The 13477-nt window shown below is 70.8% G+C and carries 11 protein-coding genes; 6 read left to right on the forward strand and 5 right to left on the reverse strand.

Translation table 11 applies throughout. The features are described 5' to 3' along the window. Positions 1-174: 174 nt before the first annotated feature. Entirely contained in the window at positions 175-1089 is a 915-nt protein-coding gene (locus tag AC3A6X_RS14760; protein ID WP_487842893.1) for a hypothetical protein, read from the forward strand. Positions 1090-1165: 76 nt separating this feature from the next. Here AC3A6X_RS14760 and AC3A6X_RS14765 read toward each other — a convergent pair whose 3' ends face one another. From AC3A6X_RS14765 to AC3A6X_RS14775, 3 genes are read right to left on the reverse strand one after another with little or no spacing between them, the layout of a single operon-like run. Further along, a complete protein-coding gene (locus tag AC3A6X_RS14765; protein ID WP_487842894.1) occupies positions 1166-3685 on the reverse strand; it encodes a cbb3-type cytochrome c oxidase subunit I in 2520 nt (839 codons plus the stop codon). Continuing rightward, complete coding sequence (locus AC3A6X_RS14770) at positions 3682-4617, reverse strand: cytochrome c oxidase subunit II (RefSeq protein ID WP_487842895.1); 936 nt, start codon at positions 4615-4617, stop codon at positions 3682-3684. The genes AC3A6X_RS14765 and AC3A6X_RS14770 overlap by 4 nt, the downstream gene beginning before the upstream one ends. After that, positions 4614-5015: a c-type cytochrome gene (locus tag AC3A6X_RS14775; protein WP_309969602.1), complete on the reverse strand. Its 402-nt coding sequence runs from the start codon at positions 5013-5015 to the stop codon at positions 4614-4616. The genes AC3A6X_RS14770 and AC3A6X_RS14775 overlap by 4 nt, the downstream gene beginning before the upstream one ends. A gap of 78 nt (positions 5016-5093) precedes the next feature. On the opposite strand from AC3A6X_RS14775, the gene AC3A6X_RS14780 reads away from it, so the two are divergent. After that, positions 5094-5927, forward strand: a complete 834-nt coding sequence (locus AC3A6X_RS14780) for a c-type cytochrome (protein ID WP_487842896.1) — start codon at positions 5094-5096, stop codon at positions 5925-5927. 36 nt (positions 5928-5963) lie between these two features. Here the strand turns inward: AC3A6X_RS14780 and AC3A6X_RS14785 are convergent, their stop codons facing one another. Both AC3A6X_RS14785 and AC3A6X_RS14790 read right to left on the reverse strand, forming a co-directional pair. Continuing rightward, positions 5964-6374 (reverse strand): GreA/GreB family elongation factor, encoded by a 411-nt coding sequence (locus AC3A6X_RS14785; protein ID WP_309969606.1) that lies wholly within the window; start codon positions 6372-6374, stop codon positions 5964-5966. 274 nt (positions 6375-6648) lie between these two features. After that, positions 6649-7026: an FHA domain-containing protein gene (locus AC3A6X_RS14790; protein ID WP_487842897.1), complete on the reverse strand. Its 378-nt coding sequence runs from the start codon at positions 7024-7026 to the stop codon at positions 6649-6651. 219 nt (positions 7027-7245) lie between these two features. Between AC3A6X_RS14790 and AC3A6X_RS14795 the strand changes: the two genes are divergently transcribed. The 4 genes from AC3A6X_RS14795 to AC3A6X_RS14810 are packed head-to-tail and all read left to right on the forward strand — an operon-like array spanning position 7246 to position 13450. After that, a complete protein-coding gene (locus AC3A6X_RS14795; RefSeq protein ID WP_487842898.1) occupies positions 7246-9774 on the forward strand; it encodes a hypothetical protein in 2529 nt (842 codons plus the stop codon). Between the two features lie 6 nt (positions 9775-9780). Then, a complete protein-coding gene (locus AC3A6X_RS14800; RefSeq protein ID WP_487842899.1) occupies positions 9781-11643 on the forward strand; it encodes a GMC family oxidoreductase in 1863 nt (620 codons plus the stop codon). A 54-nt stretch (positions 11644-11697) separates the two neighbouring features. Beyond that, positions 11698-12129 carry a hypothetical protein gene (locus AC3A6X_RS14805; protein ID WP_487842900.1) on the forward strand — a complete coding sequence of 144 codons (432 nt, stop codon included), beginning with the start codon at positions 11698-11700 and terminating at the stop codon, positions 12127-12129. A 22-nt stretch (positions 12130-12151) separates the two neighbouring features. Further along, complete coding sequence (locus AC3A6X_RS14810; protein ID WP_487842901.1) at positions 12152-13450, forward strand: hypothetical protein; 1299 nt, start codon at positions 12152-12154, stop codon at positions 13448-13450. Positions 13451-13477: the final 27 nt, after the last annotated feature.

Here is a 13477-nt window from a genome sequence, read left to right on the forward strand (position 1 = left end):
GTGATTAGCCGTGCTATCCACCCTTCACTCGACCGCTGGAAATACTTCTACCAAAGCACCTTCCCCGCACTCGGGCAATTGTTTCCGCAAACCTCGATGCCATCGCGGGCCACGCTGCGCGCAACACCCGCCCACGGCATCGCCGAGCCAAGCACTTTTCGCTACCCTAGCGCGATGAACGCATTCGCCCCGCAGCACGCCGGCACACCCATCGGCCCGCCGCCCCCGGCCCCCGACCTCCCGGTGCCGCCTTCACCGCCGCAGGCGCCTTCACCCCAGCCCGAGGGCGATCCGCCGGCCATCGACCCGCCCATGACCGAGCCCGGCACGCCACCGCCGGTGGCCGACCCGCCGCCCGGCGCTTCGGCCCTGGGCCGTCTGCATGCGCGGCGCCTGCGCGAGGTGTACCGCTCGGCCGGCTGGCCCTGCTGCGACGCGATCGAGGTCGAACTGCTCGCCGCCGGCCTGCTGGAGCGCGTGCGCTGGCCGCAGGGCCATGAGACGCTGCGCGTGAGCGATGCCGGCATCGCGCACATCGCGGGCAACCTGGTCGTCAACCGCGCCGCACTCTCGCGGCACGAAGCGCTGGTCGAGCAGGTGGCGCGCGCGATGACGCGCGCCGGCCGCGTCGCCTGGCGCGGGCTGAGCCTGCGCGCGCGCCTGCCCGGCGCGAACGAGGGCGACAAGCCCCGCTGGTGCGTCGCTCGGCCGGATGTGTTCTCGATCCGCAACACGAGCGTCGAGGCCTATGCGCAGCCCATCGTCCACGAGGTGAAGGTCAACCGCGCCGACCTGCTCGGCGACCTGCGCAAGCCCGACAAGCGCGCCGCCTACCTCGACCTCGGCGGCGAGTGCTGGTACGTGCTGGGCTGCGATGCCAGGGGCCGGGCGATCGCCGAGCCGGAAGAGATCCCGGCCGAGTGCGGCGTGCTGGTCGCGCAGGGCGAGCGGCTGGTGGTGGCGCGCGCGGCCGTGCATCGCGCGCTGCCGCGGATGCCTTTCAGCGTCTGGATGGCGTTGGCCAAGGCGCAGCCGGTGGCGGGCTTCGACGACGAGTCGCAGGACCTGCTGGCAGGTATCGAGGGCTGAGCCCTCCCACGAGCCACGCAGGCCCCGTGCGGGGCTGCGGACGCCGCATCTGCGCCGGCGCGAAGGCGATCGTGCTTCAGCCCAGCAGCCGTGGCAGTGCCTGCACGAGCAGGAGTCCCGTCACACCCTGCACGCTGGCGCAATGCCACATCGGCAGCGTGTTGTCGAGCGTGGCGCGCGCCTGCGGCTGCAGACGGCCGGCCAAAGAGCGTGCCAGCAGGTAGCCGCCCATCAGCAGCAGCACGGCGACATGCAGCCCCTGGTAGGCGAGCAGCATGGCGACGGTGGCGCTCCAGGCTTGGGCCTGCGGGTTCAGGCCGGCCTGCGCCTGCGCGAAGAGATCGATGCCGAAGGCGCCGGCCGCGCACAGCATGGCGAGCATCACCTGCACGCGCAGCCCCCGCTGGCCGCGCGCCTCGGCGCCGCGCAGGCGCCGCGGTGCCGTCGCCATCAGCAGCGAGCCGGCCGCGAGCAGGGCCGCCGAGGCCCAGGGCCAGCGCAGCGGCGGCAGCGCGGCACCGGGCGGGGGGCAGGTATCGGCCGCCATCGCGACATGCACATGCGCATACGCGAAAGACGCGAAGACCGTCATGTCCACCACGACCAGGATGAGCATGGCCCACCACGAATGCGAGTCGGTGATGCGGCGGCTGCCCACGGGCAGTTGCACGCCCTGCGCGACCTCGGCGCGCGGACGCGGCGGCGGCTGGTCGGAGGCCCACAGCCAGCGCAGCACCGCCCCGATCGCGACCAGCCCGAAGGCGAAGGCGGCCACCGCCAGCTCCACCGTCAGGAGCAGGAAGAAGCCCGCTGTCCCGGCAGCCGCCAACAGCGGCCACCAGCCGTCGGTGGGCAGGCGCAGCAGGTGCAAGGGGCGTGCGCCGGCGATGCTGGTGATGAGCGTCTCGCGGCCGCCGAAGGCAGTGCCGGGCAGCCAGTGCCGCCCGTCCTCCACCTCGCGCGGCAGCGACGGCTGCTCCCACAGCGGCTCGCGCGAGGCAAGCTGGGGAATGCTGCGCACGCCATATTCGCGCTGCGGCAGCCATTCGAGCGTGCCGGCCTGCCAGGGGTTGCCGTGGTCCTTCTGCGGCCGGCGCAGCACACGCGCGGCATCGACGATGAACAGCAGCACGCCCGCGGCCAGCACGAAGGCGCCGAGCGTGGACAACAGGTTGAGCGCGTTCCAGCCCAGATCGCCCGGGTAGCTGTGGATGCGCCGCGGCATGCCCAGCAGGCCCGAGACATGCATCGGGAAGAAGGCCAGGTTGAAGCCGCCGAACATCAGCCCGAAGGCCCAGCGCCCCCAGCGCTCCGACAGCCGGTGGCCGTTGAAGACCGGCGCCCAGTAGTAGAAGCCCGCGAACAGCGGAAACACCATGCCGCCGATCAGCACGTAGTGCAGATGGGCGACGATGAAGTAGCTGTCGTGCGCCTGCCAGTCGAAGGGCAGCACGGCCACCATCACGCCGGTCAGCCCGCCCAGAACGAAGATGAAATGGAAGCCCAGCAGGAACAGCGTCGGCGCGTTGAGTCGCACCTCGCCGCGCCAGAGCGTCGCGATCCACGCGAACACCTGCACGCCGCTGGGAAGCGCGACCAGGAAGCTGGCCGCCGACACCACCGTCATCGAGACGTCCCCCAGGCCCGCCGCGAACATATGGTGGATCCACAGCGCGAAGCTCACGAGCCCGACGCCGGCGAGCGCTGCCACGATGCCGCGGTAGGCCACCAGCGGGGTGCCCGCGAGCGCGGGAATCATCATCGAGACCATGCCCGCGGCCGGCAGGAAGATGATGTAGACCTCCGGATGCCCGAAGAACCAGAACAGGTGCTGCCACAGCAGCGGATCGCCGCCGCGCCCGGCGATGAAGAAGGGCCAGTCGAAGGCGCGCTCCAGCTCGAGCAGCGTGGTCGCCGCGATCACCGCCGGGAAGGCGAACACGATCATCAGCGCCGTCACCAGCATGGCCCAGGCGAAGACCGGCATGCGCATCAGCGTCATGCCCGGCGCGCGCGTGAACAGGATGCCGATGATGAGTTCGATCGCGCCCGCGATGGCCGAGATCTCGATGAAGCCGATGCCCAGCAGCCACCAGTCCGCGCCGCGCCCCGGCGAGAACTCCTTGCCGGTGAGGGGCGGGTACATGAACCAGCCGCCGTCGGGCGCCTGGCCGAAGAAGAGCGTGCAGAAGAAGACCAGCCCGCCGATCGCATAGGCCCAGAAGGCATAGGCGGACAGCCACGGAAAAGGCAGGTCGCGCGCGCCCAGCATGCCGGGCAGCAGGTACACCGCCACCGCCTCCACGATCGGCACCGCGAACAGGAACATCATCACCGTGCCGTGCATGGTGAAGAGCTGGTTGTAGGTGCGCGGCTCGACCAGCGTGTTGTCGGGCAGGGCCAGCTGCGCGCGCATGAGCAGCGCGAGAACGCCGGCCAGCACGAAGAAGAGCATCGCAGTCGCGATGTAGTACACGCCGATGCGGGTGTTGTTGACGGCCGAGAGCGCACGCCAGCCTTGGGGAGGCTCCCAGGCGCGCTGCAGCGCCTCGCGCTCGCCCGCGGGCCGGGGCAGGGCGGAGGGCAGTTCGCTCATTTCAGCTGGGCCAGCCAGGCGGCGATGGCCTGCAGGCTGGCTTCGTCGATGCGCTCGTGCGAGGACGGCATGCGTGCACCGGGCTTGAGCTGCTGCGTGTGCGCCACCCAGCGCGCGAGGCCATCGGCATCGTTGGGCATGAGGCCGGCGCCGAGGAACAGGCGACTGCCCACATGCGTGAGGTCCGGGCCCAGGCGGCTCTCTTCGCTGACGCCGCGCACCGTGTGGCAGGCATTGCAGCGGTGCGCAAGGAAGGCGTCGCGCCCGCGTTCGAGCGCAGCCGTGGCCGGCGGCGCGGCGGGCGCGGCCTGAGCGGCAAGCCAGGCATCGAAGGCGGCAGGCGGCTCGGCCAACACATGCAGCGCCATGCGCGCATGCTGGTCGCCGCAGTACTCGGCGCAGGCGCCGCGCCAGGTGCCGGGGCGATCGGCCTGCAGCTGCAGGTGCTGCAGGCGGCCCGGCACCATGTCCATCTTGCCGCCGAGCGCCGGCACCCAGAAGCTGTGGATGACGTCGGCACTGGCGAGCGCGAAGTAGACCGGCCGGCCCACCGGGATGCGCAGCTCGTTCGCGCCCGCGACCTCCAGGCCCGTGGCCGGATCGCGATAGCGCAGCGCCCACCACCACATGTGGCCGGTCACGGCGACGATCAGTGCGTCCTTGGGCGGCGCCACCCGCCAGGGCGGCTTGTGCCATTCGCTGTAGACGAAGAGGGCGGCAAGCACCGCGCCCGGGAAGGCAAGGCCGCCGCCGAGCACCCACCAGCGCGCGTTCACCCGCGCCAGGCGCCTGCGAACGGCGAGCACGAGCAGTGCCATCACGCCCGCGAAGATCAGCGCCGCACCGGCGACCAGCACGCCGGTCACGCCCAGCAGCGTCTCTGCCACCGGTCCCGCCGCCTGCAAGGCCGACTGTGCGTAGGCGCCGCTCATTCGAGCGCCAGCAGGTACGCGGCCATGTCGCGCGCTTCGTCGGCCGAGACGCCCATGGCGGGCATGAGCGTGTCGGGCACCAGCGCCGTCGGCTGGGCGATCCAGCGCGCCAGCGTGTCGGGGCGATTCGGCACCTCTCCCGCGATGTAGCTGCGCCGGCCGAAGCCCGCGAGCGCAGGCCCGGCGGTGCCGCGGGCCGCCGGCACCTCGGGGATGGCGTGGCAGCTGCCGCACTGGTAGTGGGCCAGCAGCGCCTGTCCGCGCAGCACCTGGGCGCGCGGCGCATCGGCGTAGGGCAGCCGGCTGTCGCCGATGCAGCCGGCCGCGAGCGCCAGCGGGACCAGCTGCAGCAGCAGCGCGGTCCGCGGGCCGGGGCGGTCCAGCGAGGCGAGGGCCATGGCGGGCATTCTCGCGTCGCGAATGCGCGCTGCGCCGACAGGGCGGCGCTGTTGCGCGTCGGACAATGCCGCCAGAACATGGGAACCCTGAAGACCGTCCTGCTCACCTCGGCGGCGCTTGGCCTCGCCGCCGCGGCCGTTGCGGCGGCGGTCGTGTATGGCGGCCTCTACAACGTGGCGGCGACTTCCCAACACACGCAGCCGGTGCATACCCTGCTCGAGACGGCGATGCGCCAGTCGGTGCGGCTGCGCGCGCGTGGCGTCGAGGTGCCGCGGCTCGACGACGAGCAGCTGGTGCTGCGCGGCGCGGCCTGCTTCCGGGCCAAGTGCCAGCAGTGCCACGGCGGGCCCGGGGTGGCGCAGGACGACATCGGCAAGAGCATGCAGCCGGTGCCCGGCCCGCTGGTCGACGCGCGCCATCACTGGAATGCGCGCGAGCTCTACTGGGTGACGAAGCACGGCATCAAGATGAGCGGCATGCCGGCCTGGGAGTACCGCCTGGGCGAGGAAGACCTGTGGGCGGTGGTCGCCTTTCTCGAGCGCTTGCCCGATCTGACGGCGCGGCAGTATGCGCAGCAGACGCGGGCCCCGGCCACCTGCGGCCCGAGCCAGGCGGCTGCGGCCGGCGCGCCGGGCGATGCGCGGCGCGGCGCGCGGGCGCTGCACCAGTACGCCTGCAATGCCTGCCACAGCATTCCCGGCATCACCGGCTCCGCAGCGCATGTCGGCCCGCCGCTCGATGGCATCGCGCGCCGCGCCATGATCGGCGGCCGGCTCGCCAACACGCCCGACAACATGGTGCACTGGCTGCGCCGCACGCACGAGGTCGACCCGCGCACGGCCATGCCGGAGATGGGCCTGACCGAGCAGGACGCGCGCGACATCGCGGCTTATCTGTCGACGCTCGATTGAGGGCGCGGCCGTACCGGCCTTTGCCTTGGAGCGCGTTCAGCTCGTGTAGTCGCCGCTGGCCTCGGGCTGGAACAGGATCTCTTCCACCCGGGCGACGCCCTGGCTGCCGCCCGGCAAGGTCCAGCTCGCCGTGGCGCCGAGGCGCAGGCCGATCAGGCTGATGCCCACGGGCGAGAGCACCGAGACGAAGCCGGCCGCGGGGTCGGCGTCCTGCGGGTAACACAGGGTCAGCTTGCGGCGCTCCCCCGAGCGTGCGTCCACCAGCGTCAGCTGCGAGTACATGGTGACGATGTCGGCCGGGATCTCGCGCGAGCGGATCACGTCGGTGGATTCGAGCAGGGCCTCGAGCGCCGGATGCGGCCCTGTCTTGTCGAGCAGCTTGAGCAGCCGGACGTGGTCGAGTTCGGTGAGCATGCGCTCGCCGGGAAGGGGCGTGGTGGTGGCCATGAAGCACTCCAATCGAAATGCGGGCGCGCTGTGCAAACGGCGCTCGCGAATGCGCGGGGCAGGCGCCCGGCGATCGATGGTTTGCGCTACAGAGGAAAGGGGGATCGCCGGGCGGAGGAGGGTGCGGCCGGCACGGGCTGGCCGCCCGGCATCGCGGCCCCGACGCAGGCCGCGCGGGCGCGACGCACGGCCGCGCGCAGGGCGGGCTTGGCGTCGAGGTGGGTGCGGGTGGCCGGGGAGCGCATCGGCCCATTCTAGGCCGGGCGCGATCGCCTCATGCCGTCGAGGTGCTGCGAGCCGGAAGGGCGATCGGCAGTCCGGGGATCGTCAGCAGGCGCAGGGCCTCGATCTCCGTGTAGTCCTGTTCGCCGGCCAGGAAGCGCATCCGGCAGCCGCCGATGGAGATGTTGTCGCCGTCGACCAGATGCTGCGTGTCCACCCTGAAGTCGTTGACGAAGACCCCGTTGCTGCTGCCCAGGTCCTTGATCGTCACGAACGGGCCGTCGATGGTGAGCAGGGCGTGGAAGCGGCTCACCCGGTCATGCCGGATGACGATGTCGTTGGTCAAGGCCCGCCCGACCCGGGTTTCGGGCTTGCGCAATGAGATCTGCTTGGTGGCGTTGGCGCTCGTCAACAGGAGGAGTTTGGGCATGCGCAGGCTGGGGCGGATGGGGAAGTCGGGCGAGGGTAGGGGCGCGCGCCTCGCGTGCCAAACGCTTTGGATGAATGGGGCGTATCGATGGCGCGAATAGCCACGACTACGACCTTCGCGTTAGCGCGCATGGCCGATAGGCAAGGCACACCCCCCGCACCCACACTGCGCCTCGTGATCGCCCGTTCACCGACGTTGTCGGACGCAGGAGGAATGGCCATGATCCCAAGACGCTGCTCTGCGACGAAGCGATTGCTGCTGCCGCTTGCAGTCACCTTGTGCGTCGCGGCCTGCGGCAAAGGCCCGCGCCCCGGCGAGGTGCTCGACGAAGCCAGGCAGGCCGGCCGCGACGCCGCCTCCTTCCCGCATGCCGGGGAGGACTACTTCCGCGACATGGACGGCGGCATCGCGCTCACGCCGCAGGAGGTCCGGGGCCGCAACATGTGGCTGGTGTGGAGCGGCGGCAACGACCGCTTCTGGACGCAGATGACCGACTACACCTTCGGCGCCTTCGATCTGCTGAAGGTGGTGAGCACCCATCCCACCCAGGGCTATTCGCGCGCCAACCGCTGGAGCTATTTCGGGCTGGTGAACGAGCCCTGCTTCGAGGCCGCGACCGGCCCCGACAAGTCCCGCCGCGGTCTCTGGCTCGACGTGCGCAGCAAGGACTGCGGGCCCGACCCCTTCGAGAACGAGAGCAAGTACCCGGGCGTCAAGATCGGATCGCGCGGCCAGTCGCTGGGCGACGGCACGACGCAGCCGGTGGGTTCCTTCTACGGATGGGGCACGGGCATCGCAGGCCTCAGGCTCTTTCCCAACCCGGCCTTCGATGCCAAGGCCGCCAAGGAATGGGACGCGGAGAAGTACTACACGGACCCGAGCTACTACAACCGCAAGGACCTCGTGCGCCCGTACCGCGTGGGCATGTCCTGCGGCTTCTGCCACATCGGCCCCAGCCCGGTGAAGCCGCCGGCCGATCCGAACAGCCCGAAGTTCGAGAATCTCAGCTCCTCCGTGGGCGCGCAGTACATGTGGGTGGACCGGCTCTTCATCCACAACGCCAACAAGCCCGAGGGCCGCACCAACTACATGTTCCAGCTGGCCCACACCTACCGGCCGGGCAGCATGGACACCTCGCTGGTCTCCACCGACAGCATCAACAACCCGCGCACCATGAACGCGGTGTACGAGTTCGGCGGCCGGCTGGAGATGGCCAAGCGCATCGGGCAGGAGAAGCTCGCGGACGGCGAGCTGCACAACAGGCAGTTCAACGACTTCGTGACCAGCGGGCCGCTGCTGGACTTCTTCACCAAGCCCGACGCGGTGCGCACGCCGCATGTGCTGAAGGACGGCGCGGATTCGGTGGGCCTGCTGGGCGCGCTCAACCGGGTCTACCTCAACATCGGTCTCTTCAGCGAAGAGTGGCTGCTGCACTTCAATCCGGTGGTGGGCGGCAAGACCATCACGCCGCTCCCGATCGCGACCGCGCAGAAGAACTCCAGCTACTGGCAGGCCACCGAGGCCGGCACGCCCGACACGGCGCTCTTCTTCCTCAAGGCGGCGAAGCCCGACCGCCTCGCGGACGCGCCCGGCGGCGCCGAGCACCTGCAGGCCGGCGCGGGCCTGCTGGATCGCGGCAAGCTCGCCTTTGCCGACACCTGCGCGCGCTGCCATTCCAGCAAAGGCCCGGCGCCGCCGCCCGCCTTGGAGCTCACGGCCGCGAAGTGTGCCGGCGCCGGCTACCTCGACTGCTTCAAGCGCTACTGGAAGTGGACCCAGTCCGACGAGTACAAGGCCGAGATGCGCAAGGTCGTGCAGGCGCCGGACTTCCTGCAGGGCAACTACCTGTCGACCGATGCGCGCATTCCGGTGACGCTGTTGCGCACCAACGTCTGCAGCCCGCTCGCGACCAATGCGCTGGCCGGCAACATCTGGGACAACTTCTCCTCGCAGACCTACAAGCAGCTGCCCTCGGTGGGCACGGTGACCCTGCGCGACCCCTTCAGCGGCGAGCCGCGGCCCTACGCGATGCCCGCCGGCGGGCGCGGCTACACGCGCGTGCCTTCGTTGATCAGCGTCTGGTCGACGGCGCCGCTGCTGCTCAACAACACCGTCGGGCCCTTCGACATCGACCCTTCCGTCAACGCGCGCCTGCGCAGCTTCGAGGCCTCGATCGAGCAGATGCTCTGGCCCGAGCGGCGCGAGCGCGACGCGGTGCTGGGCGACAAGGCCGAAGGCCTGATCGACCGCACCACCGAGCGCAGCACCGTGACCGTGCCCACCGGCTTCGTGCCCGAGGCCCTGCAGCCGTTGCAGGGCACGCTGCACCGCTGGCTGCCCTGGCTGTTCCAGGAGGGCGGCGACATCGTGCTCGGCCCCATCCCCAAGGGAACGCCGGTGGCGCTCCTGGCCAACCTCAAGCTGCGCGCCGAGGGCGACACGCTGCACGAGAAGGCGACCCATGTGCGCGACGTGGGCGGGCTGCTGATCGAGCTCAGGAGCGCGCTGAAAAACGCACCCGCCGGCGCCACCGACGACCAGCTGCGCGAGCACTTCGCGAAGCTGCGCGAGCCGATGCTGACGCTCAGCAAGTGCCGGGACTTCGTGGTCAACCGCGGCCACTACTTCGGCACCGCGCAGTTCAACCGACAGGAGGCCTTGAGCGATGACGAGAAGGCCTTCGGCCGCGAGCCTGAGCTGAACGACGAGGACAAGCGCGCGCTGATCGCCTTCCTCAAGACCTTCTGAGGCCCAATGCCCGAACCCGTATGGGACTATGTGATCGTCGGCTCCGGCCCCGGCGGCGGCACGCTGGCCGCTCGGCTGGCGGAGGCCGGCATGCGGGTCTTCCTGATCGAGGCCGGCGGCGACCCGCGGGCCTCGGCGCCGCGTTTGCCGGATGACTACGACGTGCCTGCCTTCCATGCCTTCGCCTGCGAGAACCCGGCCATCAGCTGGAACTTCCGCGTGCGCCACTATGCCGACGAGGCGCGGCAGTCCCGCGACTGGAAGTACGAGGCAGGGCAGGGCGTGCTCTACCCGCGCGCCGCGGCGCTGGGCGGCTGCAGCGCGCACAACGCGATGATCTTCATGCTGCCGCACGCCTCCGACTGGAACCACATCGCAAGACTGACGGGCGACCGTTCCTGGCGCGCCTCGCGCATGCGCGGCTACGCGCGGCGCATCGAGAACTGCGGGCACCGGCCGCTGTGGCGCTGGCTGCGCCATGTGGGCCTCGATCCAACGGGGCATGGCTGGGGCGGCTGGCTGCGCACCGAGAAGGCGATCCCGCTCTCGGTGCTGGGCGACGACGGGCTGGTGCGCGTGCTGCGCGACACCACCGGCGTCTTCGCCGGCAGCCTGCCCACGCCGCTGCGCAGCACGCTGCGCTGGGTGCGCGGCGGGCTGGGCGACCCCAACTCGCGGCGCCTGTGGCCCGGCAGCTTCGAGGGCCTGTGCTACACGCCGCTCTCCACCGCGGACCACCGCCGCGCCGGCATCCGCGAGCGGCTGCTGGAGGTGGCGAAGCAGCATCCGGGCAAGCTGCACATCGAGCTCGACGCACTCGCCGCGCGCGTGCTCTTCGACGAGGCCGGCGCGGCCTGCGGCGTCGAATACCGCAAGGGCGCGCACCTCTACCGCGCCCATGCCACGCCCAGCGGGGCCGAGGGCCTGCGGTGCGAGGCGCGGGCGCGGCGCGAGGTGATCCTCTGCGGCGGCACCTTCAACACGCCGCAGCTGCTGATGCTCTCGGGCATCGGGCCGGAGGAGGAACTGCGCCGCCACGGCATCGCACTGCACGCCGCGCTGCCCGGCGTCGGCCGCAACCTGCAAGACCGCTACGAGGTCGCCGTCACGCACCGCATGCGCGGGCCCTGGGAGGTGCTGGAGGGCGCACGCTTCGACCGCGACGACACGCTGTGGCGCCGCTGGCAGGAAGGGCGCCTGGGCATGTACGCCTCCAACGGCGCGGCCCTGGGCGTGGTGCAGCGCTCGCGCTTCGCGATGCAGCCGGGCCTGGAACCCGATCTCTTCTGCATGGCGCTGCTCGCGCGCTTCGAAGGCTATTTCCCCGGCTTCTCGAAGTTCGTGCGCGAGCAGCCCGACCAGCTGACCTGGGCCGTGCTCAAGGCCCACACGCGCAACCGCGCCGGCACCGTGCGCCTGCGCTCGGCCGATCCGCGCGACATGCCGCTGGTGGACTTCCACTACTTCGACGAGACCGACGACCCTGGCGCCGAGGACCTGCGCGCCGTGGTGGAGGCGATTCGTCAGGTGCGCCGCATGACGGCGCCGCTGCTGGCCAAGGGATGGATCGCCGAGGAGCTCGCGCCCGGCCCGGCCGCGCAGAGCGACGAGGCGCTGGCCGACTATGTGCGCGACACCGCCTGGGGCCACCACGCCTCGTGCTCCTGTGCGATCGGACCGCGAGAACAGGGCGGCGTGCTCGACAGCAGCTTCGCGGTGCACGGCGTGCCGCGGCTGCGCGTGGTCGATGCCTCGGTGTTCCCGCGCATTCCGGGCTTCTTCGTCGCCTCCGCGGTCTACATGGCCGCGGAAAAGGCGGCGGATGCGGTGCTGCGCACGGCCGCGCGCACACCACTTTCGGCAAGTTGACGGTCCCCGACCCCGGCCGGACACTGGCCGGGGTTTCACTCGAGGAGATTGGCGATGGCCTACGACGTACAGCAGCTGCTCGACATGACCCAGCAGCAACTCGACGAGCTCTTCACCGCCAGCCCGGCGGGCGACATTCCCTCCGGCGAGGCCGAGGGCACTGCGATCATCGCGCCCGGCACCCGCTACACCGAGTCGATCGCGAAGATGGTCAACTTCTTCGGCTGGCAGGGCAAGGTCTTCGACCCCGAGCACGGCGTGCTCAAGAACAAGGTCAGCCCCTTCGGCATCCAGGCCATCGTGGCCCAGGTCTACAAGGGCGACAGCTGGCTGGACCAGAAGGAGTGCATCGTGCTCGACTACTCCAAGACCTCGGTGGTGGCCCACTGGATCCGCGACGAGATCCGGCTCATTTCGCCGTCCTTCTACCTGGGCAAGGTGTACTGGGGCAAGGAGCGGCTCATCGACTTCTGCCTCAAGTTCTAGCCTGCCGACACGACCGGATGCAGTGACTCCTCAATCGCACTTCGTGGTGGTCGCCGCCATCGCCCCGGGACGCGAAGCAGGGCTGCGCAAGCTCCTGGCCGCCATGACCCTGGCGCCGGGCGTGGCCGATCCGGTCAATCCGGTGCTGCCTTTCGGCGCCTTCGAGCGATTGCACTTCGCGCGCTTCGCGGTGCTGGGCGACGCGACCATGGCCGACCTCGAGGTCTTCGGGCTGCCGCGCCCCAAGCTGCCGACCTACCTGCTCTTCATGGGCGACTGCGACGGCTCTGCCGAGGCCCAGCTGGCCGAGCTGGTGCAGCGCGCCGGCGAAGGCCTGCGCCGCATCTTCTCGCACTGCCGCGGCCTCGACCTGCGCGACGACCTGCTGGAGTGGCTGATCGAGCATGACCGGCCCGTGGCCGCGCCCTACGTCAACCGCATCGGCCGTACCGTGCGGCAGATCCGCGAGGAAAGTGCGCTGCAGCGGGCACTGTCGGCGCGCGTGCAGCGCGGCGTGCGCGACGCGGCCATTGAACCGCAGGTGCTGCGGCGCGATCTGCTGAACTTCGTGCGCACCAAACAGGCCGCCGGCGAGCTGCTGCTGACGCCGCCCGCGCCGACGCCGCTGGGGTGGTGGATGGGCAACACGCTGCATGCCGTCGGTTTGCCGCTGGCGGCACTGCTGCTGTCGCCGCTGCTGCTCGTGGCGCTCCCTTTCGTCCTCGCGCTGCTGCGGCGGCACGAACGCGCCGACCCGGAGTACTGCCCGCGACCCGGCGCCGCCGCCGTGAGTGAGATGCAGGAGCTGGAAGACCACGACCTGAGCAACAGCTTCACCGCGCTGGGCGCCGTCAAGCCCGGCTGGTTCCGGGTCGGCCTCGTGCAGGTGCTGCTGCTGGCCATCGCCTGGGCCTGCCGCCACGTCTTCGGGCGCGGCCACCTGGCGCGCGTGCGCACCATCCATTTCGCGCACTGGGTCTTCCTCGACAACAAGCTGCGCGTGCTGTTCGCCAGCAACTACGACGGCAGCCACGAGGCCTACATGGACGACTTCATCAACAAGGTCGCCTGGGGCCTCAACCTGGTCTTCAGCAACGGCTTCGGCTGGCCGCGCACCGCGTGGCTGATCAAGGAGGGCGCGCGCCGCGAGCTGCCCTTCAAGTACTACCAGCGCGGCCACCAGCTGCCGACCCAGGTCTGGTACAAGGCCTACCCCGGCCTCACGCTCAGCGACATGGAGCGCAACCGGTGCATCCGCGAAGGCTTCGAGCGCGTGGGCATGAGCGATGCGGAAGCGCTCACGTGGCTGAGGCTGCTATGAGCGCCGCCCGGCCGCCCGATGGCGCTC

The organism is Variovorax sp. Soil_C_12 (assembly GCF_057657375.1).